30 protein-coding genes are annotated in these 26,054 nt (G+C 68.2%); 26 read left to right on the forward strand and 4 right to left on the reverse strand.

Annotated features, from left to right (window positions below; translation table 11 throughout):
- Positions 1 to 346 precede the first annotated feature (346 nt).
- From FPZ41_RS46760 to FPZ41_RS00690, 26 genes are all read left to right on the forward strand, one after another.
- A complete protein-coding gene (locus tag FPZ41_RS46760; RefSeq protein ID WP_194235938.1) occupies positions 347 to 706 on the forward strand; it encodes a hypothetical protein in 360 nt (119 codons plus the stop codon).
- Positions 696 to 2,474: a terminase gene (locus tag FPZ41_RS00570; protein WP_322619689.1), complete on the forward strand. Its 1,779-nt coding sequence runs from the start codon at positions 696 to 698 to the stop codon at positions 2,472 to 2,474. The genes FPZ41_RS46760 and FPZ41_RS00570 overlap by 11 nt, the downstream gene beginning before the upstream one ends.
- A complete protein-coding gene (locus FPZ41_RS00575; RefSeq protein ID WP_322619690.1) occupies positions 2,471 to 3,937 on the forward strand; it encodes a phage portal protein in 1,467 nt (488 codons plus the stop codon). Before FPZ41_RS00570 ends, FPZ41_RS00575 begins: the two co-directional genes overlap by 4 nt.
- The gene (locus FPZ41_RS00580) at positions 3,918 to 4,691 is read left to right on the forward strand and encodes a VG15 protein (RefSeq protein ID WP_322619691.1); all 774 of its coding nucleotides are present in this window, start codon (positions 3,918 to 3,920) and stop codon (positions 4,689 to 4,691) included. The genes FPZ41_RS00575 and FPZ41_RS00580 overlap by 20 nt, the downstream gene beginning before the upstream one ends.
- A gap of 63 nt (positions 4,692 to 4,754) precedes the next feature.
- Positions 4,755 to 5,408, forward strand: coding sequence for a hypothetical protein (locus FPZ41_RS00585; RefSeq protein WP_152858010.1), 654 nt, complete (start codon positions 4,755 to 4,757; stop codon positions 5,406 to 5,408).
- Between the two features lie 20 nt (positions 5,409 to 5,428).
- Complete coding sequence (locus FPZ41_RS00590; RefSeq protein ID WP_152858012.1) at positions 5,429 to 6,385, forward strand: phage major capsid protein; 957 nt, start codon at positions 5,429 to 5,431, stop codon at positions 6,383 to 6,385.
- Entirely contained in the window at positions 6,385 to 7,419 is a 1,035-nt protein-coding gene (locus FPZ41_RS00595; protein ID WP_152858014.1) for a glycosyltransferase family 4 protein, read from the forward strand. The genes FPZ41_RS00590 and FPZ41_RS00595 overlap by 1 nt, the downstream gene beginning before the upstream one ends.
- Positions 7,420 to 7,427: 8 nt before the next feature.
- On the forward strand, positions 7,428 to 7,844 hold the full coding sequence (locus FPZ41_RS00600; RefSeq protein ID WP_322619692.1) for a hypothetical protein: 417 nt from the start codon (positions 7,428 to 7,430) through the stop codon (positions 7,842 to 7,844).
- 377 nt (positions 7,845 to 8,221) lie between these two features.
- On the forward strand, positions 8,222 to 8,551 hold the full coding sequence (locus tag FPZ41_RS00610) for an HK97 gp10 family phage protein (protein WP_322619693.1): 330 nt from the start codon (positions 8,222 to 8,224) through the stop codon (positions 8,549 to 8,551).
- Entirely contained in the window at positions 8,548 to 8,940 is a 393-nt protein-coding gene (locus FPZ41_RS00615; RefSeq protein WP_322619694.1) for a hypothetical protein, read from the forward strand. Before FPZ41_RS00610 ends, FPZ41_RS00615 begins: the two co-directional genes overlap by 4 nt.
- A 72-nt stretch (positions 8,941 to 9,012) precedes the next feature.
- Positions 9,013 to 9,600, forward strand: coding sequence for a phage tail tube protein (locus tag FPZ41_RS00620; protein WP_152858020.1), 588 nt, complete (start codon positions 9,013 to 9,015; stop codon positions 9,598 to 9,600).
- A gap of 92 nt (positions 9,601 to 9,692) precedes the next feature.
- A complete protein-coding gene (locus FPZ41_RS00625) occupies positions 9,693 to 10,118 on the forward strand; it encodes a hypothetical protein (protein WP_152858022.1) in 426 nt (141 codons plus the stop codon).
- A 110-nt stretch (positions 10,119 to 10,228) separates the two neighbouring features.
- Positions 10,229 to 10,522, forward strand: a complete 294-nt coding sequence (locus FPZ41_RS00630; protein ID WP_152858024.1) for a hypothetical protein — start codon at positions 10,229 to 10,231, stop codon at positions 10,520 to 10,522.
- Positions 10,523 to 10,543: 21 nt separating this feature from the next.
- Positions 10,544 to 15,307 (forward strand): hypothetical protein, encoded by a 4,764-nt coding sequence (locus FPZ41_RS00635; RefSeq protein WP_194235939.1) that lies wholly within the window; start codon positions 10,544 to 10,546, stop codon positions 15,305 to 15,307.
- A gap of 138 nt (positions 15,308 to 15,445) precedes the next feature.
- Complete coding sequence (locus FPZ41_RS00640; protein ID WP_228022340.1) at positions 15,446 to 17,548, forward strand: hypothetical protein; 2,103 nt, start codon at positions 15,446 to 15,448, stop codon at positions 17,546 to 17,548.
- Positions 17,549 to 17,614: 66 nt separating this feature from the next.
- Positions 17,615 to 18,643, forward strand: a complete 1,029-nt coding sequence (locus FPZ41_RS00645) for a DUF5047 domain-containing protein (protein WP_322619695.1) — start codon at positions 17,615 to 17,617, stop codon at positions 18,641 to 18,643.
- On the forward strand, positions 18,640 to 19,359 hold the full coding sequence (locus tag FPZ41_RS00650; protein WP_152858026.1) for a hypothetical protein: 720 nt from the start codon (positions 18,640 to 18,642) through the stop codon (positions 19,357 to 19,359). The genes FPZ41_RS00645 and FPZ41_RS00650 overlap by 4 nt, the downstream gene beginning before the upstream one ends.
- Complete coding sequence (locus FPZ41_RS00655) at positions 19,360 to 19,569, forward strand: hypothetical protein (protein WP_152858029.1); 210 nt, start codon at positions 19,360 to 19,362, stop codon at positions 19,567 to 19,569.
- Entirely contained in the window at positions 19,569 to 20,180 is a 612-nt protein-coding gene (locus FPZ41_RS00660) for a hypothetical protein (protein WP_152858031.1), read from the forward strand. Before FPZ41_RS00655 ends, FPZ41_RS00660 begins: the two co-directional genes overlap by 1 nt.
- 9 nt (positions 20,181 to 20,189) lie before the next feature.
- A complete protein-coding gene (locus tag FPZ41_RS00665; RefSeq protein WP_152858033.1) occupies positions 20,190 to 20,621 on the forward strand; it encodes a hypothetical protein in 432 nt (143 codons plus the stop codon).
- A gap of 14 nt (positions 20,622 to 20,635) precedes the next feature.
- Positions 20,636 to 21,556: an N-acetylmuramoyl-L-alanine amidase gene (locus tag FPZ41_RS00670; RefSeq protein WP_152858035.1), complete on the forward strand. Its 921-nt coding sequence runs from the start codon at positions 20,636 to 20,638 to the stop codon at positions 21,554 to 21,556.
- A 27-nt stretch (positions 21,557 to 21,583) separates the two neighbouring features.
- The gene (locus FPZ41_RS00675; RefSeq protein ID WP_152858037.1) at positions 21,584 to 21,946 is read left to right on the forward strand and encodes a hypothetical protein; all 363 of its coding nucleotides are present in this window, start codon (positions 21,584 to 21,586) and stop codon (positions 21,944 to 21,946) included.
- Positions 21,947 to 21,958: 12 nt separating this feature from the next.
- Positions 21,959 to 22,312 (forward strand): hypothetical protein, encoded by a 354-nt coding sequence (locus FPZ41_RS00680; RefSeq protein WP_152858039.1) that lies wholly within the window; start codon positions 21,959 to 21,961, stop codon positions 22,310 to 22,312.
- A 637-nt stretch (positions 22,313 to 22,949) separates the two neighbouring features.
- On the forward strand, positions 22,950 to 23,108 hold the full coding sequence (locus FPZ41_RS46765; RefSeq protein WP_194235940.1) for a hypothetical protein: 159 nt from the start codon (positions 22,950 to 22,952) through the stop codon (positions 23,106 to 23,108).
- A gap of 255 nt (positions 23,109 to 23,363) precedes the next feature.
- Positions 23,364 to 23,609 carry a hypothetical protein gene (locus FPZ41_RS46770; RefSeq protein ID WP_194235941.1) on the forward strand — a complete coding sequence of 82 codons (246 nt, stop codon included), beginning with the start codon at positions 23,364 to 23,366 and terminating at the stop codon, positions 23,607 to 23,609.
- The gene (locus tag FPZ41_RS00690; protein WP_194235942.1) at positions 23,606 to 24,565 is read left to right on the forward strand and encodes an exonuclease domain-containing protein; all 960 of its coding nucleotides are present in this window, start codon (positions 23,606 to 23,608) and stop codon (positions 24,563 to 24,565) included. The genes FPZ41_RS46770 and FPZ41_RS00690 overlap by 4 nt, the downstream gene beginning before the upstream one ends.
- Positions 24,566 to 24,679: 114 nt before the next feature.
- Here the strand turns inward: FPZ41_RS00690 and FPZ41_RS00695 are convergent, their stop codons facing one another.
- The 4 genes from FPZ41_RS00695 to FPZ41_RS00710 all read right to left on the reverse strand — a co-directional run bounded on the left by FPZ41_RS00695 (position 24,680) and on the right by FPZ41_RS00710 (position 25,972).
- Complete coding sequence (locus FPZ41_RS00695) at positions 24,680 to 24,991, reverse strand: hypothetical protein (RefSeq protein ID WP_152858045.1); 312 nt, start codon at positions 24,989 to 24,991, stop codon at positions 24,680 to 24,682.
- Positions 24,992 to 24,993: 2 nt separating this feature from the next.
- Entirely contained in the window at positions 24,994 to 25,302 is a 309-nt protein-coding gene (locus FPZ41_RS47765; protein ID WP_228022341.1) for a hypothetical protein, read from the reverse strand.
- Between the two features lie 11 nt (positions 25,303 to 25,313).
- Positions 25,314 to 25,538, reverse strand: coding sequence for a hypothetical protein (locus tag FPZ41_RS00705; RefSeq protein WP_152858047.1), 225 nt, complete (start codon positions 25,536 to 25,538; stop codon positions 25,314 to 25,316).
- 155 nt (positions 25,539 to 25,693) lie between these two features.
- On the reverse strand, positions 25,694 to 25,972 hold the full coding sequence (locus FPZ41_RS00710) for a hypothetical protein (RefSeq protein WP_152858049.1): 279 nt from the start codon (positions 25,970 to 25,972) through the stop codon (positions 25,694 to 25,696).
- Positions 25,973 to 26,054: the final 82 nt, after the last annotated feature.

The following is a 26,054-nucleotide window of genomic DNA, read 5'->3' on the forward strand; positions in this document are numbered from 1 at the left end:
GGCAGGGCAGGCACGAGTGAGGCAGGTCGATGGTCATGGTCATCGCGTATCGCAGCTCGTCGACGTGATCACTGATGAGCGATCAAGCGATCAGGATTCGAAGAGTGATTCGAGAGGATCGAGAACGTTGCAGATCAAGTCCCGATCAAGATCGCGGCGGCTTGAAATCTGCATGATCCAAACCGGACTCCGGTTCAGCCGACTCGACCATGATCCACCCGGGGAGTGATCCCCGGTGGCTGATCTTTCCGGATCGGGGCCGTCTAGCTCCCCAGAATCTGCGTGCGCCTGAGCTGTGTTTTTTCGGCCCCTGGTGGGCTCTGTCCGAGGCCCCAGGAGGGTCGTCATGTCATACAAGATCGAACCCCCTGAGGGTCTCGGAGCTAAGGCCCTGGTGGTCTGGTCGGAGATCTCGGGGAACTATGAGCTGCGTATCGACGAGCTGCGCGTCCTTGAGGATGCCTGCCGGGAGATCGATCTGATCGAGCGGCTTGAGGCTGCGCTGGTGGACGCCGATCTGATGGTCACTGGCAGCATGGGGCAGCCCGTTGCCTCGCCGCTCGTGCAGGAGCTGCGGCAGCACCGCGGTGTCCTGGCTCGGCTGCTGGGCTGGTTGAAGCTGCCGGATGAGGAGGAGCCGGCCAAGGGGACTGCGTCGGCGTCGGCGCGGCAGGCGGCTATGGCGCGTTGGGGCCGTGGCGCGTAGGCGGTCGGTCGAGCGCCGGGACGACGGGCACGGCGAGGTCATTGCCTGGTACCGGGAGCGTCTGTCTGGGGTTGCTCCGCGTCCGGAGTTGGAGTGGGAGCCGAAGCTGATCGGCCCGACGTGGCAGCGGGACTCAGGCGGCTCGTGGCGGCTTCCGGAGGCCACGCTGGGCTGGGAAGTCCTCGGCTGGTGTGGTGTCTGGCTTCAGCACTCCCGCGGTGTCCCGTGGCGCTTCACCGACGAGCAGGCACGTTTCCTTCTCTGGTGGTTCGCCCTCGACGAGGCTGGCACGTTCGCATACCGCGATGGAGTCCTCCAAAGATTGAAGGGCTGGGGCAAAGATCCATTGGGCGCATGCTTGTGCGCCGTCGAAGCCCTGGGGCCTTCCCGTTTCGTCGACTGGGCTGCCGACGGAACACCGATCGCAACGGACAGCCCCGAGGCGTGGGTTCAGACCGCGGCCGTCAGTCTTGAGCAGACGAAGAACACGATGCGGCTCTTCCCATCGCTGTTCACAGCGGAGGCGAAGGAGCACTACCGCATCCAGGTCGGCAAGGAGACGGTCAACGCTCTGGGCGACTCGCGCCTGATCCAGGCGGTGACGTCGTCGCCGTCGACACTGGAGGGCGCGCGGGCGACCTTTGTGCTGCTGAACGAGACGCACCACTGGGATTCGTCGAACTCGGGCCACGACATGGCCGACGTGATCGAGCGCAACGCCACCAAGTCCGCGGACGGCGCGGCGCGGACGCTCCGCATCACGAACGCCTACGAGCCCGGACAAGACTCCGTTGCTGAGCGGGACCGGGACGCCTGGGAGGCTGTGGACGCCGGCCGGGTGATGGACTCGGGCCTGCTGTACGACTCGATCGAAGCTCCACCGAAGGCGCCGCTGACGGTCGAGGATGCCCCGGCCGTGATCCGGTCGATCCGCGGGGATGCGGCGTGGCTGAACGTGGACCGGATCGTGAAGTCGATCGCCGACGTCAGGAACCCTCCCAGCCGGTCGAGGCGCTTCTGGTACAACATGATCGTCGCAGCCGAGGACGCCTGGATGGCGCCCTACGAATGGGACGCCTGCAAGGCCGTCGGCCTCGAAGTCAGGGACGGCGAAGAGGTCGTCATGTTCTTCGACGGCTCGAAGTCCGATGATGCGACCGCTCTGGCTGGCTGTCGTATGTCGGACGGCCACGTCTTCACGCTCGGCGTGTGGCAGCGGCCGGCGAACTGGGATCCCGACCTTCCGTGGTCGGTCCCGCGGGACGAGGCGGATGGTGTCGTCGAGCGTGCCTTCAACACGTACAAGGTGCTGGCGTTCTTCTGTGACCCGGGCTCCGGCAAGGACGACGATGGCGAACGGTACTGGTACGCCTACCTCGACAAGTGGGGCCAGGAGCACGGTTCGAAGCTGATCCTGCATGCGGTGACGGCGGGGCCGAAGCAGCATGCCGTCCGCTGGGACATGGGCGCCCCGCGCCATCAGGAGGAGTTCACGGATGCCGTGAAGCGGACGGGCGAGGACATCCTGGAGCGGCGCCTGACGCATGACGGCCACAAGGTGATGCGGACGCACGTCGCGAACTCCCGCCGCCGCACGAATGCGTGGGGGATCACGATCGGCAAGGAGCACCGCGAGAGCGCCCGGAAGATCGACCTCGCGGTGTGCATGATCGGCGCCCGGATGCTGCGCAGGAAGCTCCTCAACAGCAAGCAGTACGGGAAGCGGCCGAAGTCGCGCGGCAAAGGCAGGGTGGTGGTGCTGCGGTGACTCTGTCCATCCCTGAACTCCCGCTGGTGTACCTGTCGGACGACGAGCTCGCCCTGATCAACATGCTGCGCGCGGATATGCAGCGTGACCGTTGGGCGCTGCTTCTTCGGGACGCGTACTTCAACGGCGAGCAGTTGATCCGGGATCTCGGCATCAGCATCCCGCCGCAGTTGAAGGGCCTGCATACGGTGATCGGCTGGCCGCGGGTCGGTGTCGAAAGCCTGGAAGAGCGTCTCGATCTGGAGGCGTTCCGCTGGGCGGACGGCTCGGACTCGTCGGACCTGGCGGAGATCGCCGACGCCAACGATCTGTTCGACGAATCGTCGCTGGCGCACCTGGACTCGCTGGTGTACGGCCGCGAGTATCTGGCGGTCGGCTCGGGCGACTGCGGTACGGATGACTGCCCGCCCCTGATCTCGGCTGAGTCGCCGCTGGACATGACCCTGATGTGGGATGCCCGGCTGCGCATGGGGACGGCGGCTCTGCGGGAGTGCGCGGCTGACACGTTCGTGGAGTCGGGCCCCGAGGAGCGGATGATCGTCCTGTATCTGCCGGATCAGACGGTGACTGCGTTGCCGTCGGAGTCTGGCGGCTGGGAGGTCATCGACCGGGACATCCACAACCTGGGTGCCGTGCCGGTGGTGCGGATGGCGAACCGGCAGCGGACCGCGGACCGGGTGGGGAAGTCGGAGATCACCCCGGAGGTCATGTCGATCACGGACGCGGCGTGCCGGCGCCTGATGGGCATGGAAGTGGCGGCCGAGTTCTTCGGCGCTCCGCAGCGCTACATCCTGGGTGCGTCGGAGTCGGCGTTCCAGGACGCGGAGGGTAACGCCAAGAGCGCGTGGGAGACGTACATCGGCCGGGTTCTCGCGTTGGAGCGGGACGAGGACGGGCAGGTGCCGACGGTCGGCCAGTTCGCCGCGCACGATCCGACGGCGATGACGCGGATCATCGACCTGTATGCGCGGATCATGTCCAGCCAGTTTGGTCTGCCGCCGCACATGCTCGGCTACACCACCGACAACCCGGCCTCAGCGGACGCGATCCGGTCGACCGAGGCGAAGCTGGTGAAGCGGTCGGAGCGCCGCATCCGCCGGTATGGGGCGGCTTGGCAGCAGGCGATGCGGCTGGCCTTGTGGGTGCGGGATGGCGTGCCGCCGGAGAAGACGCGCCGTATCGAGACGGTATGGCGGAACCCGGCGACCCCGACGGTGGCGGCGCAGGCGGACGCCACGGTGAAGCTGGTCCAGGCCGGCATCCTGCCCGCCGATTCCGACGTCACGCTGGAGATGGCTGGGCTGACGGAGGGGCAACGGCAGCGGGTCCGGGCGGACCGACGGCTCGCCGGTGCGGCGTCGACTGGTGGCCGACTCTTGGAGCGTCTGGACGCGCTGAACCGCTCGCCGTCTGCGGCGCTGCCGGATGTGGTGGAGGTCGACGGTGGCGACGACGGTCTCTGAGGGTGGCCGTGACGCCGACCGGTACCGGTCCGCGCAGTTCGGCCTGTCTCGGCTGCTGGTGCGGGATGTGCGCGGACTGCGGCGGTTGATCATTCCGTCGAGGTTGCGGACGTCGGTTCCGGACTGGATCGCCGCGGTGCACGCGGTGGTCGAGCAGTACGCGCAGACGTCGGCCGCTTTGAGCGCCGAGTTCTACGACGCCCAGCGGGACGCGGCCGGAGTGCCCGGCACGTTCACGGTGCCGGTCGCCGACCCGCCGCCCGAGGGCCGCACGGAGGCGAGCCTGCGATGGGCGACGAAGGACGTGTGGGAGCGAGACCCGGACGTCGCGACGGCTGCGCAGCTTGAGCCCCTCGATGTCCGCTTGGAGCAGGCAGAGAGGAAGGCCGAGCTGGTCGTGCAGAAGCTCGTCGCCGACACCGGCCGCGACACAGTCCTGGAGGCGGTACGCCAGGACCGGCAGGCGACCGCGTGGGCCCGATCGGCGGCCCTCGGCGCGTGCGCCTTCTGCAAGATGCTGTCCAGCCGCGGGGCTGTGTTTGCTCAGGACACCGTGGGCTTTCGAGCCCACGACGGCTGCCATTGCGCGGCGACTCCGGTCTTTGCGGGGCAGCGCTTTGAGTTGTCGCCGCACGCCCGCGAGTGGGCGCGCTTGTACCAGGAGTACGCCGCTGGCCACTCCGGGAGCCAGCTGGCCCGCTTCCGGCGGGCGTTGGCGGAGCACGACCAGTACCCGCTCCCTGGCTCTTTCTGATCAACGAGGTCGCCCTGGTGGTGGCCTTTCTCATTTCCACAGCCCCTGGAGGGCCGATTCGTCATGCCCGAAGAGACCGAGACCGTCGAGCAGCAGAACACCGGCCCCGAGGAGACCGTCGATGAGACGGCGACCGAGGAGAACGGCAGCACCGAAGTCACGGAGGACGCCCAGGAGGCGGAGACCGGCGGCGAGGAGAAGCCGTTCGATCGGAAGAAGTTCGAGGCCGAACTTCGCAAGAAAAACAGCGAGGCCGCGAACCTCCGCAAGCGCCTGAAGGAGCTCGAACCGCTGGCGAAGAAGGCCAAGGAGTTCGAGGACGCGCAGAAGTCGGAGACCGAGCGCCTGACCGAGCAGTTGCAGGCCGCGAACGAGCGGATCTCAGCGACCCGGAAGCGCCTTGTCGAGGCTCGCGTCCAGGCCCTGGCCGGCTCGACGGTCGGGGAGCGAGCGGCGTTCACGGATCCCGAGGACGCAGTGACGTCCCTGGATCTCGGCTCGTACATCGACGACGACTCGGGTGCCATCGACGAGACTGCCATTGAGGCGGATCTCCAGGCGCTGTTGGAGCGCAAGCCGCACTGGGCGAAGACCCAGCCCCCGGAGGGCCCGCGGCGACCCGCGCCGGATCGCACTCAGGCGTCCGGCGCCAACAAGAAGCAGGCCCCCAGCCCGCGCGATGAGTTCGCCGGGTGGCTGAGTTCGAAGCTCACGTAGCTTCGGGAGAAGAGAACACCATGGCGGTTACCGCCCCCCTGACTCTGTCCAACGTCGATGCGTCGCTTCTGCCGCGCACGATCACAGCCCCGATCTTCGAGAAGTCCACGGAACAGTCGGCAGTCATGGCGCTGGCGCGCCGGGCGCCGCTGGCTCTGGACGCCACCACGTCGGTGCCGATCCCGATGGACGTGCCGACCGCGGACTGGGTCGGGCAGGCGGCGAAGAAGCCCCTGTCCACTGGCGGCGTCGACGTGAAGCAGATGCAGGCCAAGAAGCTGGCCGTCCTCATCCCGGTCGCCATGGAGGTCGCGAAGACCAACGCGGGCGGCCTGTACGACCAGCTGCAGAAGGACCTGCCGACCGCGTTCGCCCGCGCCTACGACCACGCGACGATCCACGGCAAGACGATGAAGGGCGCCACCGGCCCGTTCACCGAGTACCTGGCAGCCACCAGCAACTCGGTTGCGCTGGGCACGAAGACTCAGGCGCAGGGCGGCATCTGGGCCGACCTGGTGACGGGCATGGAGGAGGTCATCGACGGTGACTGGGATTACACCGGCACCGTCGCCGACCACCGCCTGAAGCCGAAGCTGCTGCTCGCGACGGACACGACCGGCCGGCCGATCCTCGTCGACACGCAGACCCCGGGCACCGACATGGCCGCCGCGGGCACGCTGATCGGCGAGCCGCTCGCCTACTCGCGCAGCGTGTCGGGCAAGCAGCGCCGGCAGTCCGCGTCGACGGACACCGGCCTGCGTGCGATCGGCGGTGACTGGAGCCAGGCGGCATACGGCGTGGGTTTGGATATCACCGTGAGGGTGTCCGACCAGGCCACCTACGTGGACGAGGAGGGTGGCGTCCACTCGGCGTTCCAGGAGAACTTGATCCTGATCCTCGCCGAGGCCTACTACGGCTTCGTGATGGGCGACGCCGAGGCGTTCGTGAAGTTCACCGGCACTCCGTCGGGGTCCTGATGGCGACGGCTGTCCCGGCTTCCGCGCCGGGCGGGGCAGCCAAGCCCCTACAGATCGTCGCCCGCGTGCACGCGATGCCGCCCGAGCACAACGCGGGCGCCGAGCACATGCTCGTGTCGATGGTTCGGCCGCTGGTGGACCGCGGGCACGACGTGCAGGTGTGGCTGTCCCGCTACGGCAAGGCCCACGAAGAGTACGAGTACCGGGGAATTCGTGTGGTGCCGCTGGAGTCGCGCCTCGACTTCACCACCGCGGTCCGGCGGGCGGATGTGCTGCTCGCGCATCTGGAGACGGTGCCGTCGACGGCGTCGCTGGCCCGCGGCTACGGGAAGCGGCTGGTGGTGGTGTGCCACAACACGCACAGGCCGACGTTCCGGGATGTGGCGGCGGGCGGCACGTCGCTGGCGGTGTACAACTCGCAGTGGATGGAGCGGGAGGCGGAGCTGTTCTTCGCCGAGTACCCGAAGAGCACCCAGCCGGAGTCGTCGTTGATCGTGCGGCCTCCGGTGTTCGCGGAGGAGTACCGGACGAAGCCCGGCAAGGCGATCACACTGATCAACTGCAATGAGGCGAAGGGCGGCAAGGTCCTCGCCGCTCTGGCCCGCCGCATGCCGGATCAGCAATTCCTGGCCGTGAAGGGCGCCTACGGCGAGCAGATCCTCCCCGACCTACCCAACCTCGAAGTCGTCGACCACGTCCAGGGCGAGGACATGCGGGAGAGGGTGTATGCCCGCACGCGTGTGCTGCTGATGCCGTCCTCGTATGAGTCGTGGGGGCGTGCCGGTTGTGAGGCGCTCGCCAGCGGCATTCCCGTAGTTGCTCACCCCACGCCCGGTCTGTGCGAGTCGCTGGGTGAGGCGGGCATCTTCGTCGACCGCAATGACGTGGCGGGCTATGAGGCGGTGCTGCGGAAGCTGTTGACGGCCGCCGAGTACCGGCTGGCGTCCAAGCGGGCGAAGGCCCGGTCCGCCGAGCTGGATCCGGCCGCCGACCTTGCTGCCTGGTGCGATGTCGTGGAGGGCCTGGCCCGTTAGGAGGCGTTGTGGCTTTCACCCCTCCGACCGTCGAACAGCTCGGCCTCTACCTGGGGCTGGAGGAGATCGACGGCGACCGCGCGGAACTGCTGATCTCGACGGCGGTCTCGCTGTGCCAGACCATCGTGAAGCCGCTCCCCGAGGGGGCGGAGGCGGTGGTGCTGTCGGTGGCGGGCCGCGCCTACGTGAATCCGCAGCAGGTGTCCTACGAGACGATCGGCCCGATGTCGGTGCAGCGCCCGCAGGGTTCGGGCGGCCTGTACCTGACGAAGTCCGATAAATCAGCGCTGAAGTCGCTGGCTGGCCGGGGCGGGGCGTTCACGGTGGATCCGACGCCGGCGACTGCGGATCCGTCGCCGACGTGGCCGATCGATGATCTGACGGGGTGGGCGGAGGACTACGAGGCGGGTTGGGGGTATCCCTGATGCCTGCCCCGTACCCGTTCGGTGAGACGGTGCGGATCGTGCGCACCGGGGCGTCGCCGGGTCGGGATCCGCGCGGCCACCCGCTGCCGGGCCCGGACGAGTCGTTCGACTTGACCGGCTGCGTGGTCACGCCGCGATCCGAGTCGCCCCAGGTGGGCGGCTCGCAGCAGCAGGACCGCGACACGGTCATTGTCGGATGGACCGTGTACGCACCAGCGGGCACTCCGCTGCGAACCACCGACAAGGCTGTGGTCCGTGGCGTCACATGCGAGATCACTGGCGAACCCGGCGACTGGGGTCGCTCCCCGTTCACTGGCACCCGCGGGCCGATTCAGTTCGCTGCCGACCGTGTTACTGGCTGATTAAGGGGAGGGGCTGTGCCTGCACGCGTCAAGATCAAGCGCAAGGGTGTTGGCCAGATGCTGCGGATGCCGGGCATGCAGGCGGAGATGCTGCGTCGCGCCGAGGTCATCAAGGGCGTAGCCGTGGCGATCTCACCGGTCGACTCCAACAGCCCGCACCCCGGCCACTACAAGGGGTCCTGGGAGACCGACAGCACCTCCCGCGGTGGGCGCCGCAGAGACCGGGCGGTTGCCTACGTCCGCAACACCGCCTTCTACGCCCGCTGGGTGGAGTACGGCACGGAGCGGGTTCCCGCGCACCATGTGCTGCTGCGGGCCGCCCAGTTGGGTGGGCGGAACCAGTGACCGCGATCGTCGACATCGAGCTGGAGCTCATCACTCGCGGCCAGACGCGTTTCCCTGACGCGGTGGTGCGGGACGAGCTCGACAACAACCTGCTCAACGAGCTGCCGACGATCCAGATCAGCCAGATCCCCGGCGGCGGCGACGATGGGGTCCGCCTGGCCCGCATGCTCGTCGACGTCGACATCTATGCGGCCACCCGCGCGGACGCGATCACGCTGGCCCGCGAGGTGCATGACTGGGTGACCCGCGAGCTCCGCGGATCCTCAACGCCCGGTCTGGTCATAGGACGGACGGCCGCCATCACGCTCCCCGCGGTGAGGCCCTACGAGAACACAGCGCTCCGTCGCGTCGGGGCAACCTACGAGATCTTCTGTCACCCGGTCTCCTGACCGGCCGAGGGCCCGCGCCGGACCCACAGATCCCCGCCCGTGCGCGGGCTTCACGCATGTCTGGAGACAACGATGGTCAACATCACCCGCGCCGCGGATCTTCTGGAGGTCGGAGCGAACGGGGCCGGCTGGGTGGCGCCGCTTGGTACGACGTCGCCGGGTGACCCGGCGGTGCAGCCGCTGGGGCCGTGGGCGCCGCTCGGCGCCATCAGCGACGACGGTCTTGTCCAGGGGTTCGAGGAGGACTCCCAGAGCTTCACACCGTGGGGTTTCACGGCGCCGATCCGTACCACGATCACGTCGTCGCTGCGCACGTTCGGGCTGACGGTGTGGGAGACGGGCCGCACGACGGTGCAGGCGCTGCAGTACCGTCTCGATGTCGCCGATCTGACCCCGTCGAGCGGTCTGACGACGTTCGCTGAGACCGCGAGCCCGCAGCCGGACCGGCGCGCGTTCTGGTTCGTCGTCCTCGATGGCGATTCGTTCCAACGCGGCTTCTACGTGCCCGAGGGCGAGATCACCGAGCGCTCGGACGTCACTCACAAGCAAGACGAGGTGGCGGGCTTCGAGTGGACGGTCACCGCCTACCCGGACGAGGCCGGGAACACGGTCTACCACTTCGACCGGGTGCCGGCGACCGCCGCGTACACCGGGTCCTGAGACGGGTGGGTGGGCCGCCAACCGTCGGCGCGGGCCCGGCCCGCCCACCTCTACTCCCTGTCCCGCGCCGTTGATTGAAGGAGGCCCGCGCCGTGGCCAGCACACGCAGTACCACGAACAGCAGCAGGAAGCCGCGCACCGCGGCAGCAACCCGCCCAGCCGCGGCCCGCCGCGCTCCGGAACCCGAACCGGAGGAGCGGGAGGACGTCACGGAGGCGGAGGCGCAGGAGATCGAGGCCGAGGGGCACTACGTCACGGCGGAACTGTGTGGCGAGGAAGTACGGATCGTTCCGCCGTCAGGGTGGCGCCTGTCGTGGCAGCGAATGCTCACGCAGGGCCTCCTCGACGCGTTCGCCGAGAAGGTGCTGCACCCGGACGACTTCGACTTCTTCATCGAGATCGACCCGACCGCGCAGGAGTTCCAGGACTTCGTGCAGGAGGCGGGCGAGCGCGCGGGGGAGTCCCTGGGAAAGTCCGGGGCACCGTCGCGCTCTGGCAGGCCCACGCGGAGGCGGTAGAGGCTGATCTGATCGACCGGCACTACGACATCGCCGACGTCCTCTCGGGCGGGCGATCGTGGCGGTGGCTGCGGGTGTTCATCGAGCATCTGCCGCCGGAGTCGCACACGATGACCGCCCTGCGAAACGGCATGTCCGCGGAGGAGCTGGCCAGGCAGGCGGAGACGGGTGAGCCGGAGAGGTCCCGCTGGTCGCAACTGGAGCAGTTGATGGCGGTCGTTGCCGATCGGGTGGCCCGCGTCGAGTGGGCTCTGTGGGCGGTCAACATCGAGAAGAAGAGCCAGCGGCCGGATCCTCCGGAGCCGCTGCGCCGACCGGGTGCGGGGCCGAAGAGGAAGCGTGCCGAGCTGACAGAGAACAGTGCCGAGACTCTCTTCCAGCTGCTGAACGGGGGCGCCGCGTAGGGCGCTGGGAGGAGGCTCCCAGTGCCCGCGATCTCTGTCGGATCCGTCGAGGTTGATGTCCTCCCCAACGCCCAGGGGATTCAGGGACGGCTCCGTGCAGCGCTGGTCCCGCCTGCGTCGCAGATCGGCGACGAGGTCGGCCGCATCATCGGCCGGCAGATCGCCGCGCACATGACGCCAGCGATCCGGGACGGCATTCAGGACGGTGCACGTGCGGCCCGTCCGGCGGCGACGAGGCAGGGTGAGCAGACGGGTGGAGCGTTCGCCCGGTCGCTGCGTGCCCGCCTGGAGGCCGCGTTCCGCAGCATGCCGCGCCTGGATGTGCGCCTGTCGGACACGGGCGTCGATGCTGATCTGGCACGGCTGCGTGCCCGTCTGGAGACGCTGGCCGGGAAGACGATCGGCATCGACGTCGATGCGGCTACCGCACGGGCGGAGGCCGCGGACATTGAGGAGCGGCTGCGCCGTATCGGCGCCGCCCACCCGAACGTCGCGGTGCGCGCGGACACGGCGGCGGCGATCACTCAACTGCGCCTGCTGCAGCAGCAGATCGACGAGGTGTCCGGCGACCCGGCGCGGATTCGGGTGGAGACCGATGGCGGCTTGGGTGCTCGACTTCGGGCGGCGGTGCAGCAGGCTGAGGCATCCCTGCCGAACGTGAACATTGGCGCGGACACGACGCCTGCCCAAGCGGAGATCGCGAGCCTGCGCGCCCAGTTGACTGCGCTGCGGGATGCCCGGATCGGCATCGACGTTGACGCAGCAACCGCGCTATCCCGTATCCAGGACGTGCAGGCTCGGCTTGCCCGCCTGTCCACGCAGGATGCGGATGTCGCCGTGCGCGTGGACGCCGGCGCGGCGTCGGCGCAACTGGCCGCGTTCCAGGCACAGGTGAACCGGTTGGACGGGCAGACCGCCCGCGTGGACGTCGACACGAGCTCGGCCGTCTCCAGTTTCGGAGCCCTGGCGACGGCGGCTATCGCGTTCGGCCCGGCGATCATCCCGGCGCTGCCGGTGGTGGCTGCCGGCCTGGGGGCGATCGCGGCGGCGGCTACCGCGGCGGGCGCGGGCATTGGCTCGATCGCCCTGGTGGCAGCCCCCGCGTTCAAGGGGATCGCCTCTGCTCTGCAGGCGCAGAAGGCCGCCCAAGACGCGGCTACGAACGCGACCTACCAGGGCGGGCAGGCGTCGTCGCAGGGCGCGTCGAAGGCGCTGCAGATGGCGTCGGCGCAGCAGGCGCTGGCGACGGCGGAACGCAATGGTGCCCGGCAGATCGCCCAGGCTCAGGCCGCGGTCGGTCAGGCGAAAAGGGCCGCGGCGGATGCGGTGGCGCAGGCTGCGGTGCGGAATCAGCAGGCGGCTAGGCAGGTGCAGGACGCTGAGCGGTCCCTCGCGGACGCCCAGCGGGACGCGAAGCGCGCCCAGGAAGACCTGACTGCCGCGCGGAAGCAGGCTGAGCAGGAGCTGCTGGACCTGAACAACCAGCTGACGAACGCCCGTCTGTCACAGAGGGACGCGGAGATCGCGCTGAAGGAGGCGATGCTTCAGCGGGATGCCGTCCTGAAGAACGCGAACGCGACCGAGCTCGACAAGCAGAAGGCGCTGCTGCAGTACGACCAGGCGGTGCAGCGGCTCAAGGAGCAGCGCGAGGAAACGAAGCAGCTCACGACGGAGACCGCTAAGGCGAACAGGAAGGGCGTCGAGGGCTCCGACACTGTTCGAAACGCGCAGGACCGGGTGGCTCAGTCGCAGCGCGCGGTAGCCGACCAGGCACGCGCGCTCAAGGATGCGCAGGCTGAGGCCTCACGCACGCAGGTGGAGACCGCCCGGCAGGTTGCCGACGCGCAGGCCCGTGTCGGCGAGGCGACGGCGAACGTCGCGGTGGCCCAGCAGAGCGCGGCGGACGCGGTGGCGTCGGCTCAGCGGCAGATCCAGTCGGCGTCGATGTCGGCAGCTGGCGGCGTGGATCAGGCTGCGGTCGCCCAGGCCAAGTACCAGGCGGAGCTGGCGAAGTTGACGCCGTCGGCGCGGGAGACGTTTAACGCGTTCCTGAATCTGCGGTCGGCGTTCTCCGAGTGGTCGAAGTCGTTGCAGCCGCAGGTGATGCCGATCTTCACCCGTGCGCTGGACGGGATGCGGCGTGCCCTGCCTGGGTTGACGCCGTTCGTGAAGGAAGCGGCTGCCGCGATCGGCGACCTGCAGGACCGTGCGAGCCGTGGCTTCAAGTCACCCTGGTGGCAGACCTTCAAGGCCGACCTGTCGGGCTCGGTAGGCCCTGCGCTCGTCGGTCTCGGTGTGGCGTTCGGCAACGTCTTCAAGGGCATGGGCGGAGTCATCCAGGCATTCCTGCCGCACATGGACTCGATCTCTTCCCGCATGCAGACGATCACAGCCCGGTTTGCGACGTGGGGCGCCGGCCTGAAGGGGTCTCCGCAGTTTGAGCGGTTCCTGGCCTACTCGGCTGAGCAGGCCCCGATCCTCAGCGAGATGCTCGGCAACCTGTTCAGGGCGTTCTTCGATCTGGGTGTGGCTCTGGCACCGCTGGGTGGCACGGCGACTTCGTTCATTAACGCCCTGGCGACGGGCATCAGCGCGATTCCGACAGACCTGTTGACGACGGTAGGTGTGGCGTTCGCGTCGATCGCGATCGGAGCCAAGTTGGCGGCCGTCGCCATGGGGATTTGGCGGGCGGCGCAGACAGTGGCGACGGTCGCAACAGCGCTCCTGACGGGGCAGACGCTGGCGTTGAACGCGGCGATGAGGGCCAACTTGATCGGCATCATCATCACCGCCATCGCCGCGCTGGTGGTGGCCATCATCTACGCGTGGCAGCACTGGGACGGCTTCCGCAATGTGGTCCTCGCGGTGTGGAACGCCATCAAGATTGCGGCCTTGTTCGTCTGGAACTCCGTGCTCAAGCCGGTGTTCACCGCGATCTGGACGGGCTTGCAGACGATCGGCCGGTGGGCTTCGTGGCTGTGGACCAATGTGCTCTCGCCGGTGTTCGGGTTCATCGCGACAGCGGCGAAGATTCTGATGACGGCCGTGGTGACCATCGCGCTCGTGCCGATCATCGCCACGTTCAAGATCCTCGCAGCTACTGGCGAGTGGCTGTGGAACACGGTGCTGGGACCGGCGTTCCGGGGGATCGGCGCTGTCGCGTCCTGGTTGTACAGCAACGCGATCAAGCCCGCCTTCAATGCCATCGCAGTTCTGGCTGTGTGGCTGTGGAACAACGGGATCAAGCCGTACTTCCAGTACATTCGCGGTGGCGTGTCTGCGGTCGGTGCCATCATGGGCTGGCTGTACCAGAAGGCTGTTAAGCCTGCCTGGGAGGGCATCAAGAGCGCGATTGCCTTCGTGTGGGATAGGGGTATCCAGCCCATCTTCGGCGCGTTGAAGTCGGCCGTTGCCCGGGTGGCGGACTCCTTCGAGTTCGCCCGCAAGGCCATCAAGATCGCGTGGGACAAGCTGAAGAAGATCGCCCGCGAACCGGTCCAGTTCATCGTCGACACCGTCTACAACGGCGGTATCCGCGGCGTGTGGAACAAGGTCGCGAAGGCATTCGGCGCGCCCACGTTGCCTGCGTTCAAGTTCGCGTCCGGTGGCATCATGCCTGGCTACACGCCGGGTCGCGACGTGCACCGGTTCGTCTCGCCAACAGGCGGCAGGCTCGACCTGTCTGGCGGCGAGGCCATCATGCGGCCCGAGTTCACGCGCGCCGTGGGCGCCGGGTTCGTCGGCAGCATGAACGCCATCGCCAAGTCGCGCGGCGCGCAGGGCGTGAAGGCTGCGTTGGCGCCGGTGTTCGGCGGCAACCCCGTCACGTCGACCGACCGGTCGCTGAAGTACGCGTCCGGTGGTGTGCACCAGCAGTTCGCCGACGGCGGGATCTGGGGCTGGGTTAAGTCGGCCGCCGGCGGTGCGGGCTCGGCTGTGTGGAACGGCATCAAGGAGGGCGCGAAATGGCTGTCCGACACCGTTGAGGGATCGCTCAGAGCGGGCGTGAAGAGCGTCGTCGACCCGCTTCTGAAGAACTTCCCCGGGATGGACACCGCGCTCGGGCAGATGCTGCGCCGCATCCCGACGAAGATCCTGGACACCCTGTTCGGGTACGGCAAGGAAGCCGACAAGCGCGGGGCGGCAGGAATCGGCGGGCCGCGGATCCAGGCAGCGCTGAAGTGGGCGAAGTCCCAGAACGGCAAGCCCTACCAATGGGCGGGCAATGGCAACCCGAGCTGGGACTGTTCCGGGTTCATGTCGGCGATCGAGTCCGTCATCCGAGGCCAGAAGCCGCACCGCCGCTGGGCGACGATGGCCTTCCATGGGCAGACCGCGCCTCCAGGGTGGGTGAAGAACGGCAACAGTGCCTTCCGTGTCGGGATCACGAACGCTGGTGTCGGTCACACCGCCGGAACTCTCGGCAAGACCAACGTCGAGAGCCGCGGCGGTGACGGTGTCGTCGTGGGCAAGCGCGCCCGCGGCTACAACGACCGCCTGTTCACGTCGTGGTACGGGTTCATGCCCGGCAAGTACGACAGCGGTGGCTACCTCCAGCCGGGCTTGAATCTCGCCTACAACGGGACGGGCCGGCCCGAGCCGGTGTTCACCACGTCGCAGGCCAACGCGCTCACCACGATGGCGAGCCGCGGCGCCGGACCCGCTCGGTTCGAGGGCGACCTGTTCCTCGACTCCGGGGAGTTCCTGGGCAGGGTTCGCGGTGAGGCGACAGCGGTGATGCAAGAGGGCCAGCAGCAGCTCATCGGAGTACTCAACGCGAGCTGAGGAGGTGCCCCAGTGGCGATTCCCGGGAACTTTCTCAGCCCGACGACGGAGTCCATCGACCCGAACACCTCAGGGTGGACGCCCAAGCTGAACTGCACTATCAGCAAGGGAATCGGCGGCCGAAACGGCGACGGATGCTTGGCCGTTCGATCCTCGGCGGCGGGCGAGATGCAGGTCCGCACTGTCTCCTCGTATGTCGTGTCGGCGGGCACCACCTACCAGGTGTTCGCCGACTCGGCGGGCGTCGTGCCCGAGCGGATCGGAATCCGGTGGCTCAACGCCAGCGGTACGGAGATCAGCATCACGTGGTCGCTGACCACGCTCGGATCATCATCGGCATGGCATCGAGTCGGGGTAGCCGGCGCCGCGCCAGCAGGGGCGGCGAATGCGCAAGTGCTGTTGTCGTCGACGGAAACCGCCGTGGCCGTCTACCACTTCTGGGAGAACGTCTACCTTGGGCTGCCGATCAGGGTGCTTGGCAACCTGTTGCCGTTCGGCACCGAAAGCAGCGAGGTGGACGCCTCCGGGTGGACGGCCGTCGTCAACGCCACCGTGACTCGACAGGTGCCGGTGGTGGGCTGGGCCGTCGACAACTACACGGCAGGCGGGCACACCCTGGCGATGACAGCGGTCGCCGCAGGCAACGCGAGCGTCCTGGCCGTCGACCGCCCCGCAGTCACACCAGGGGTCGAGTATCTGGCATTGGCCTACCTGCAGCCGCCCGTGATCGCCTCGGCCGCATGGATTGAGCTCCGGTTCTACGATGCGGCTGACAACCAGGTCGGAGCCGCCCGGTCCACTCTGGCGGCGCCGGGCACCGGCATGTACCGGCAGCGGGCTTCTGCCGTCGCACCATCCAATGCGGCCACCTGCTCGGTCGCCGCAGGTCTGGACGGGGCGAGCGCGGGACAGATCCTGCGCCTGGAGACCGTCGTCATCACCGTGGCGCCCGAGCTGCAGGCCGGCACGCTGGTGCCGTATGCAGACGGCAGCTTCGAGCAGGGCATCGCCGGATGGACGACCGCTTCCGGGGCGGCCGTGCTGTCCCGCACCACACCGTGGGGTGCAGTTGCCTACTACGGCGCCTACGCCCTCACCATCGCCTCCGCGACGGCGACGGCTAGCACCATCAGATCCGCCCGGTTTCCCCTTGGGGACGGCGCAGGCCTGAACCATCGGGCCGCGCTCTACGCCCACGTCGGCGCGGGCTCCTGGTCTAGCCTGTTGCTGAGAGTGCGCTGGTACGACGCCGCCAACACGGATCTCGGAGCCTCGGTGGGCACGTCGTACCCAGTGCCGGCGGGCAGCTGGCTGTTGATGACGTCGGACGCGGTCGCGCCGACGACCGCCACGCAGGCCGCCGTCGAGTTCGTTGCCACGGTGTCGTCGACGAGCAGCGTCCTGCACGTGGATGCGGTCGCGTTGTGGCAGGTGCTGCCGTTGACAGCGGTTGAGGCGGTCGACGCAGGCGGCTACGTCGAGGTGACCCTGCGGGAGTTGACCGTCGGCTACGAGCTGTCCGTGTACAGGGAGCTGCCTGACGGATCCCGGCAGCTGGTGCGCGGCCCGTCGGGGCTCATAGGCCACCAGGCCATCGCATCCGACCTGATGCTCATCGAGGACCATGAGGCGCCACTGAACACGTCGATCCGCTACGTGATCGAGCAGTGGCCGCCGGGCTCGCTGTCGTCGGCGACCCGCACCAGCGACTACGTCACCCTCAGTCTCGCCGACATCAACGAGGCGTGGCTGAAGGACCCTGGCAACCCGCAACGGAATCTGAAGGTGCTGGTACAGACGGCTCCGGAGTGGTCACGGCCGATCGAGCAGGCCGTCCACCGGGTGCGCGGACGCCGCAATGCCGTGGTTCTGTCCGGGGTGCGTGGAGGCCTAGAGGGCGATCTGGCGATCTGGACCCGCACGGACGAGGAACGGCGGGCCCTGCACCTTCTACTTGACTCCGGCAACGTGTTGCTGTGGCAGGCCGCGCCGGGCATGGGTGTCGACGACATGTATGTCAACGTCGCTGCCGTCTCTGAGGCGCGGATCGGAACGCTCGCGCAGGACGTGTGGCGGGCGTGGACGCTGCCACTCATCGAAGCAGACATGCCTGTGACGACCGGCGTCAATGGGGCTGCGGGCCGCACCTGGCAGGACGTCCTCACCGAGTTCGACACCTGCGCCGACGTGCTGGCCACCTACGCGACGTGTGAGGATCTGCTGCTCGACCGGCGGGGGTGATCGGTGTATCCCGTCTCCGACCGGTTCTTGGCCCGGCTAGCCGAATCACATCAGGTCGCCACCAGGGTGCAGCTGTTCCTCACCGATGGCCGGGTGCTGGATGTCGACCACACGGGCGGGTCAGTGTCGGTGGACCGCAGCAACGCGATCCGCCGCTCCTGCACGGTCACCTGCCCCGACCCGGCACTCATCCCACGCACGCCCACCGACCAGCTCGCCACCTACGGCGCCCGGCTGCGCATCAGCCGCGGAGTCCAGTATGGCGACGGTGCCTCAGAGCTGGTGCCGCTGGGCGTGTTCCGGCTCGACTCCGTTGACGGAAGCATCAGCGAAGGACCCGTGAACCTGCAGGGCAAGGGCCTGGAAGCATGCGTCGCTGACGACAAATTCACCGAAGCGTACACGGCAACCGGCACCGTGGTCGGCGCTGTCGCGGCCCTCATCCAGCGCACCCTCCCGGACGCCGATGTGGTGTCCACGATCACCGACGCCCCTATCGGTTCCCGCACGTTCGACATCGAGGCGGATCCGTGGGCCGGCGCGCAGGAGATCGCCGCCGCGGCAGGCGCCGAGGTGTACGCGAACGCGGACGGCGTGTTCGTCATCGCCACCCTGCCTGACCTGCTGTCCGCAACGCCCGTGTGGGCTGTCGAAGCCACCGAGGGCGGCGTCTACATCAGCGGCAACCGGGCCATGAAAAGCGACGGCGTCTACAACGGCGTCCTCGCCCGCGGAGAGAACACGGCAGACAACGCACCGCCCGTCTCTGCGCTCATCGTCGACAGCGACACCGGCTCCCCGACCTACTGGGGCGGACCGTTCGGCAGGCGCCCGAAGTTCATCTCGTCGTCGACACTGACCACGGTCAACGCCTGCGCGCAGGCCGCATCACTGGAACTCGCCCAGGCGAAAGCTCCCAACTCATCCGGGGACTTCAGCAGCATGCCCAACCCGGCGCTGGAGCCCGGCGACGTCATCCGGGTCACGCACCCGGACGGCACCCGCGAACTTCACCAGGTCGCCTCGTTCAGCGTCCCGTTGGACGAGGGAGGCGAGTTCCCCATCACGACGATCTCCGCGAAGGAGGACGCGTGAAGACGAGCCACGCCAGCACCCGCGACCTCGCCGCAGCGCTCAAGCAGTCGGCGCAGAAGACGGGCGAGCAGTCGCCGTCCGTGCGGGGCGCGGACTGGAGGCTCGCCACCGTCACCGCCATCGGGGCAGGCACCGTCACCGCGGACAGCATCGTCTGCCGCCGCCTGGAGACCTACCGCAACCCAGTCGTAGGCGACGTCATCGTCATCACCCAGTCCAGCAGCGGCAACTGGCTCGCCGCTGGCCGCACTGCCGTCGACTCCGACGGGCTCGGCACCGTCCTGTACAGGCGGAAGGCCGCCGACACCGGGCCGCGGACCAGCGCGACACCGTCCGTTGACCCGCACCTCGCTGTCACTCTCGCCGCGAACGCTACATACACGCTCGAAGCGTTCGCGAAGTGGAGCTCGGACACCAACACGTCCGACATGAACTGGGGCTGGAACGTCCCCACCGACGCTGCCGGATCGTGGGTCTGCTACGCCGACGCCACCTCCATGACCGCCGTCCCTTCGACGGTCCGCAACATCGACACCGCGATCGGCTCGCCCCGCTCCTATGGCGCTATCGCGCCCGTCACAGGGCACGCCATGCGCGGCATCATCCGCACCACCACGGGCGGCGTCTTCTCCGCGAACTGGTCCTCCCAGACCGCAGGCGGCTCCGGCGTGACCGTCTATACCGACTCCTGGATCCGACTCGAAAGGGTGGAGTGAATGGCGCTCGGCTACCCCTACACATCCATCACCGGCGACTCGGAGGAAGGGCAGGTGGAGGTGCAGATCGCTGTCCTCGACGAGTACCACCTTGCCGACGAGCAGGCCATTCTCCGCGCCGTGCGTGAGTCCCTGGCCGCGCAGCCGAGCGTCACGGGCATTGAGGCGAGGCGGATCGAGATCACCACCACGAAGCTTCCGGAGGACTGATGCCCACGACCGACACCTACGGGCAGAACATCAGCCTCGCCGCCCTCACTGACGCCCCCGACGTACCGAGAGCCATTGCCGACTTGGCCGCCGGCGTGATTCCGCGCGGCACCTTGCGGTACGCGTCCGCCTCGGCGCGTGGCGCGACGCTTACGTCGCCCGTCGACGGCATGCTCACCTACCTGCAGGACGTGCAACGTCTCGACGCCCGTATCAACGGCGCCTGGGTCGCCTTGTCCGTCGGCACATCGTCGTGGACGACGATCGGCCTCAGCTCACCGTTCACGCAGAACGGCAACAGCAACGGCACGCTGCAGTACCGGCTATTGAACATCGCAGGCGAGGAGTCCCTGCAGTTCCGTGGGGCGATCGGCCGATCCTCGTGGCCGACGACACCGGCCGGCTCCTACGTCATCAACAACACGGCCCTGCCGTCCGGGGTCCGCCCGCAGACCCTGCGCACCGTCCTCATACCGTGCTCGGACGTCAGCAGCGACCGCATCGCACTGAAGCTCGACGTGCAGACCGACGGCTACCTGCAGGTCTTCGGCACCGGATCCACCGTGAAGCCGCCGTGGATCGGCTTCAACGGCGTGACCGTCAGCCTGTAGGAGGCGCTCGTGGCCACCGTGTGCAAGCTGTACCGCGGTGAGAAGCCGCAGATCATCCCGCCGAACACGTGGACGCTCGTCACCTACGAGAAGACCATCAGCAACGACCGCAAGATGATGCGCGGTCTAGCGCTGATCATGCCCCCGTTCGACGGCGACTTCCTCTGGGCCCGCAACCTCCGCTGGGCCTCCATCAGCCTCCCCGACGGCGACACCCGGCCGCGGCAGATCATGTCCCGCTTCATCCGCGACCCGCACGGCATCCGCGACTACACAGGCGCCGATGACCGTCTCGCCACCCCCGGCCGGTCGTGGCAAACCGTCATGTGGCCCTTCGCGGGCCAGGCCGGGCAGCCCGTCGGGGTTGAGGTGTGGCACGACCACCACGAGGGCTGGCCGCTTGAGCACGCCCAGTTCGTCGGCACGACCAGCGACTACTAGAAAGGGCCCGCGCCATGGCCACACCAGCATCCGCGTCCAAGTTCGCTCAGATCCTCAGAGACGAGGGCCTCACCGTTGTGGAGGTGGGGAAGTGGGAGGCTCACAACCGCAACAGCAAGGGCCCGTGGGGGCCCGTCAACGGGGTGATGATCCACCACACCGTCACCTCCGGCACCGACCGTTCGGTGCAGATCTGCCACGACGGCTACTCCGGACTCCCCGGCCCGCTCTGCCACGGCGTCATCGACAAGCAGGGCGTTGTCCACCTCGTCGGCTACGGCCGCGCCAACCACGCCGGACTGGGCGACCCCGACGTCCTGCAGGCCGTCATCGAGGAGAAGGTGCTGCCCGCCGACAACGAGGCCAGCGTCGACGGCAACCGTCACTTCTACGGCTTCGAGTGCATCAACCTCGGCGACGGCAAGGACCCCTGGCCCGAGGCCCAGTTGGAGTCGATCGAGCGCGTTTCCGCCGCGATCTGTCGCCACCACGGGTGGACTGCCCGCTCCGTCATCGGTCACCTGGAATGGCAGCCAGGCAAGGTCGACCCGCGCGGCTTCACGATGGCGTCCATGCGGGACCGTATCGACGCACGCCTGGGCAAGCCCACGACCATACCGACCCCCGCGCCCGCTCCGAAACCGGCTAAGCCGACCGTGGATCTGTCCAAGCTTGTGACCGCCGCCCGGTCCAACCCGGCTGCGTCCGGCACCCCGGTCACCTACTCCGGCGTGCGCACCGTCGAGGCCGCACTGGTGGACGCCGGGCTGCTCGCCAAGAAGTACAGCGACGGCCACTACGGCACCGCCACGGTCGACGCCTACGCCAAGTGGCAGCGCCGCCTCGGCTACACCGGCCGGGACGCCGACGGCATCCCCGGCAAGACCAGCCTCACCAAGCTCGGCGCGAAGCACGGCTTCAACGTCGTCGCCTGACTCATCCAGCAGAAACGAGACTGCACCATGAAGATCTTCGGCCGTGAACCGGCTCTCATCATCTCCGTCATCAGCGCCAGCCTCAGCCTGCTGGTGACGTTCCAGTTCGGCCTGTCCGCGGAGCAGGCAGGCGCGATCGTCGCCGTCACCTCTGCCGTGTTCGCCGCAGCCACCGCAACCATCACGCGCCCGATCGCGCCCAGCGCGTTCACGGGTCTCGTCGCCGCGGTCGTCGCACTGCTCGCCGCCTACGGATTCAACGTCACCCCCGAGACCGTCGGCGCCCTCAATGCCGTCGTCCTCGCCGTACTCGGACTGCTCACCCGCGGCCAGGTCTCCCCAACTGTCCCGACGACACCCGCCACCGCCGAACCCTCGCAGGGCGCCTGAGCGGAGCAACCGATGGCCGACGAGCAGCTGTCCAACGGCGAACTCGGCCGGCAGATCGGAGCACTACAGCAACTGATCTCCACACGCTTCGCGGAGCTGAACAGCCGCCTCGACAAGGTCGTCTCCCTGGACGTCTACACGATCCAATCGACCCATGTCGACCAGCGGCTCGCTCAACTCCAAGCCGACCTCCAGTCGTGCCGGGAGGCCACCGGGAAACTGGAGGATGACCTAGAGCAGTACCAGCTCTCCGAGCGAGACCGACGCGAAGCCGAACGGCAGCGCCGCCTCTACCAAGCCGTCATCCCCATCCTGATCGCCCTGCTCGCAGCAGTGATCTCAGTCTGGGCGGCGGTGGCAACATGAGGGCTCGGAAGAGGCGCAGGCGGATCCCGTTCTGCAAGCCGCGCGCCGAGTGGCTCGTCGCCGCCACAGGACTCCTCGTCGCCCTCTTCCTGTGCTGGCTGGCCATCCAAGTGATGACCCTGGCTGCGGACCTGAGGCACGCCAACCAGGCTCGCGACCTGCTGGCCAGCCAGGTACAACGACTTGGCGCAACCCCCGTTGCTGGGCCACCAGGAAGCCGGGGAGAACCCGGCAGGAGTGTGACAGGACCGCAAGGACCCAAGGGCGAACCAGGACCATCGGGCTCACCTGGGCCAACCGGCCCTCCGGGCAAGAACGGGACGGACGGAACGGACGGAGTCGGGACGGCGGGGCAGCCCGGCATAGTTGGCGCCACCGGACCTTCAGGCCCGCAGGGCGTCCAAGGTGAGACCGGGGCGACCGGCCCGCAGGGGGCCGCGGGCAAGGATGGGAAGGACGGCCGGGACGGGCAGACCTGCCCCGACGGTTACAGCCTCCAAGCCCCAACCTGGGATGCGGATGCGTTGGTCTGTCGCAAGGACAACGCGCCGCCACCCGACCCTGGGAACGGCAACGGGAACAACCCGCAGGCGCTGGGCCTCGATCCGCAACGCCGCCAGTACCCCTAGGAGCCCGCATGCCCGACGCCATCGAGCGCCCGCCGCGCCGCGACGACAATGCCGCCGACGTGGGCAGCCTCGTCCAACTCGGCGAAGCCGAACCCCAGCCTGTACCCGCCCCGGCCACCCAGCCGTTCCTCGAACCCGACTGGCCTCCACCGGACGAGACGGTCTGACCGAACGACACCGCCCCCGCCTTCCTGTCGCGTCAGCGGCAGGGGGCGGGGGCGCTTCGGTGTGCCCTGCCGCAGGGGCGCCCGCCACTCTTTGCTAAGTCGTTACCAAGGCTCGGGAGGACCTCTAGACCCCTGCACGCGCACGCGTCCCTATAGGGGGCACTTCCGCCATTTGTGGGGTATTGCGAGTGATGCGGGGGGGCCGGGCAGCATCAAGCCAGCCCCAACCCGCCCCTCACGCCGAGGAGTTCAGTCTTGGCTCGCACACCAGCCCGCCGCTCCCCACGCCCCCGAACCGAAGAGTCGCCGACGGGCCCTGGCTCACCGGTCGAGATCCGACTCGTCGGCCACGAGACGGACGTGCGCCGTCTGGTCGCAGCCATGCAGGAAGCCGCAGGCGGATCCGCCGGCCCAGTGTCGTACCGGCCGAGCCATTACACCGAGGGCGCCCTTCGCGCCTACCTCGCCATCGTCATCCCGCCCGCCGAGGAGCAGCCGTGACCGCCACCTACCAAGACCTGCCCGTCTACAGCACTGGCAGCGCACCTATCGGCCTCATGACCCGCGCCCAACTCCGTGGCGCAGGGCGTCGACTGCGCCCAGGGCAGAAGGACCGTCCACAGGCGTGGCTGTACTGCATGCCCCGCCACCATCACGCACCGCTGTACGCGCTCGACCAGACCGCCGCCCAGCCGAAGTCGACTCCTGCTCAGCTCGCCGCACTCTCCGCAGGGCGCGCACTCTGGTGGAAGCAGCGCGCGTGCCCACTCTGCGACGAGATCCACAAGGGGTGGTGCGAGCAGGAGTTCATGACGATGCTGCGCCAGGACCACGACGCCGCCGCAGGGTGGGCGCGCCAAGTTCTCGATGACCCGACCTGCGTCGTCCTGGACACGGAGACCACCGGCCTCCACGACGGCGCCCGCATCGTCGAGATCGCCGTTCTCAGCGTCGACGGCAGCGTCCTGCTCGACAGCCTCATCAACCCGGGCGTGCCCATCCCGGCCGAGGCCACTCGCATCCACGGAATCACCGACGACATGGTCAAGACTGCCCCCGGCTTCAGCGACCTGCTGGTACAGCTCACTGGCGCGCTCATCAACCGCAAGGTCGTCATCTACAACCGGGACTTCGACAAGCGTCGCCTGGCCGTCGAACTCCACCACCACTACCGCACCCGCTGGGTCAACCTGGAGAAGCCCCGCAACGGCCGGCGACGCATCCACCCAGCCGCGCGCGCCTGGCTGGCCGCACAAACGTGGGAAGACTGTGCCATGGGGGCCTACGCCGAATGGTGCGGCGACTGGACGTGGGACTACGACTTCCGCGACAACCAGCCGCTGTACACGCAGGGCGACTACCGGTGGCAGCCCCTGCCCGGCGCCGGGCATCGCGCAGCTGACGACTGCCGGGCCGTCATCGACACGCTCAAGAAGATGGCGACAGATGCGAGCTGACACACAGGCGCCCCCGCCTCCTCGCCGCTGATGCGGCGGGGGGAGCGGGGGCGCCTCGCTGGTACGGCTAGAGTTCGGGGAGGTCCCCGCCTGTTAACGGCAGGCGGGGACCGCTCACTGCTCGACGAATGCGCGTGAGGCGCGGGGCGTTTCGGTGCGCGCCGCGTACAGGGCTTCGCGATGGTGCTCCATGGCCTCGGCGCGAGTGCCGACTCGGGTGCTCGACTTGTCGATGACGTAGGGCCCAAACGTGCGGCCCTCGTACTCGTGCCCGTTCAGGACCATGCCGTTGTGACGCTTGTCGGCACTGTCGTCGAAGATGACGGTGTCGTAGTAGTTGCGAGCGATCTGCACGGTGGACACCGTCAGCGTCACTTCGGTGCCGTGCTTGACCGGCGTCTGACGCACGATCTTCGGGAATCCCATGCTTAACTCTCCTTGTTCGTGTGGTGCTTGCGGATGTGGTTGGTGACGGATGCAGGGGCGCCGACGTAGCCGCAGCCGCGCGGGCACTTCTCCCAGCCTCCCTCGTTGACGGCCGCGTCGGTCACCGACTTGTCGGGGCCGAACCCGTGCTCTGCCAGCAGGCGAGGGACCGACGCCTCGTACCGGACCGCCATCAGGGCGGCTTCGGCGACCTTGTCGTGGCCCTGGGCGAAGAACTTCCCGAGGGTGATCTCACGGCCGCAGCCGCACCAGCAGAAGCCATTCGGGATCAGGCGGTGGTTGCTCGTCATGTCTGGTTGCCTCAGAGGGTGTTGGGCTGGATGTCGAAGCTGAGCATCGCGGCGTCCGCGAGGTACGGGCTGGCCCCGACGACCTGGCGGCGGATCTCGTTCATGGCGTCGAAGCGGGTCATGCCTTGCGTCGGCGTCCAGTGCCCGCTGCGATCCTGCGCGGTCAGACCGATCTCGTTGCGTGCGAGGAACGACATGTGCCAGCAGTGCGTGCCCTGTTCGGTAGCTGTCGTCATGAACTCAAGGTAGCAACTCAAGATATGCAGTCAAGAGTGAATGCCAAGGATGGATGCAAGAGGTAGCGCATAACGTTCCCTTACGTGCTCGTCGCAGGAACGACCGAGCCCCGCCTCCCTGCCGTGTGGCGAGGGAGCGGGGCACTGAGCTGTCGTCAGAACGGAGCCTCGCCGCTACCCAGGATGCGCATCACCTGCGGGCCGGCGGGGCTGGCAGTCCAATCGGAGGTATCCGGCCGGACGAACTCTCCCGTCTTCCGGTCGATGAGGAGGTGGCCGTCGCTGATGTTCAGCAGAGCTCGGAACAGCGTCACGTCGCGGAAGGTGAGGGTTCCGCGCCAACTCCCGGACGAGTCCTTGGTGAGCTCTGCTTCGGTTTCGAACTCGCGGCCGTCCTCGGCAAGGAGGATGGCATCGCCCTTGTACGTGGTCATGGTCGGAGGCTAGCCACGGCGTCAAGTCAGGGGCGCCTAACCGATGCCAGGTAGCGCGCAACTGAGTTGGATCGCGGCTCGG

Source organism: Streptomyces acidicola (genome assembly GCF_009377235.1).
GTDB classification, from domain to species: Bacteria; Actinomycetota; Actinomycetes; order Streptomycetales; family Streptomycetaceae; genus Streptomyces; species Streptomyces acidicola.

Coding starts and splice junctions, on each gene's coding strand:
- FPZ41_RS00595 (WP_152858014.1), top strand. CDS start 6,385: ATGGCGACGGCTGTCCCGGCTTCCGCGCCGGGCGGGGCAGCCAAGCCC.
- FPZ41_RS00660 (WP_152858031.1), top strand. CDS start 19,569: ATGCCCACGACCGACACCTACGGGCAGAACATCAGCCTCGCCGCCCTC.
- FPZ41_RS00695 (WP_152858045.1), bottom strand. CDS start 24,991: ATGGGATTCCCGAAGATCGTGCGTCAGACGCCGGTCAAGCACGGCACC.
- FPZ41_RS47765 (WP_228022341.1), bottom strand. CDS start 25,302: ATGACGAGCAACCACCGCCTGATCCCGAATGGCTTCTGCTGGTGCGGC.
- FPZ41_RS00590 (WP_152858012.1), top strand. CDS start 5,429: ATGGCGGTTACCGCCCCCCTGACTCTGTCCAACGTCGATGCGTCGCTT.
- FPZ41_RS00585 (WP_152858010.1), top strand. CDS start 4,755: ATGCCCGAAGAGACCGAGACCGTCGAGCAGCAGAACACCGGCCCCGAG.
- FPZ41_RS00705 (WP_152858047.1), bottom strand. CDS start 25,538: ATGACGACAGCTACCGAACAGGGCACGCACTGCTGGCACATGTCGTTC.
- FPZ41_RS00675 (WP_152858037.1), top strand. CDS start 21,584: ATGAAGATCTTCGGCCGTGAACCGGCTCTCATCATCTCCGTCATCAGC.
- FPZ41_RS00620 (WP_152858020.1), top strand. CDS start 9,013: ATGGTCAACATCACCCGCGCCGCGGATCTTCTGGAGGTCGGAGCGAAC.
- FPZ41_RS00680 (WP_152858039.1), top strand. CDS start 21,959: ATGGCCGACGAGCAGCTGTCCAACGGCGAACTCGGCCGGCAGATCGGA.
- FPZ41_RS00655 (WP_152858029.1), top strand. CDS start 19,360: ATGGCGCTCGGCTACCCCTACACATCCATCACCGGCGACTCGGAGGAA.
- FPZ41_RS00630 (WP_152858024.1), top strand. CDS start 10,229: ATGACCGCCCTGCGAAACGGCATGTCCGCGGAGGAGCTGGCCAGGCAG.
- FPZ41_RS00670 (WP_152858035.1), top strand. CDS start 20,636: ATGGCCACACCAGCATCCGCGTCCAAGTTCGCTCAGATCCTCAGAGAC.
- FPZ41_RS46760 (WP_194235938.1), top strand. CDS start 347: ATGTCATACAAGATCGAACCCCCTGAGGGTCTCGGAGCTAAGGCCCTG.
- FPZ41_RS00710 (WP_152858049.1), bottom strand. CDS start 25,972: ATGACCACGTACAAGGGCGATGCCATCCTCCTTGCCGAGGACGGCCGC.
- FPZ41_RS46765 (WP_194235940.1), top strand. CDS start 22,950: ATGCCCGACGCCATCGAGCGCCCGCCGCGCCGCGACGACAATGCCGCC.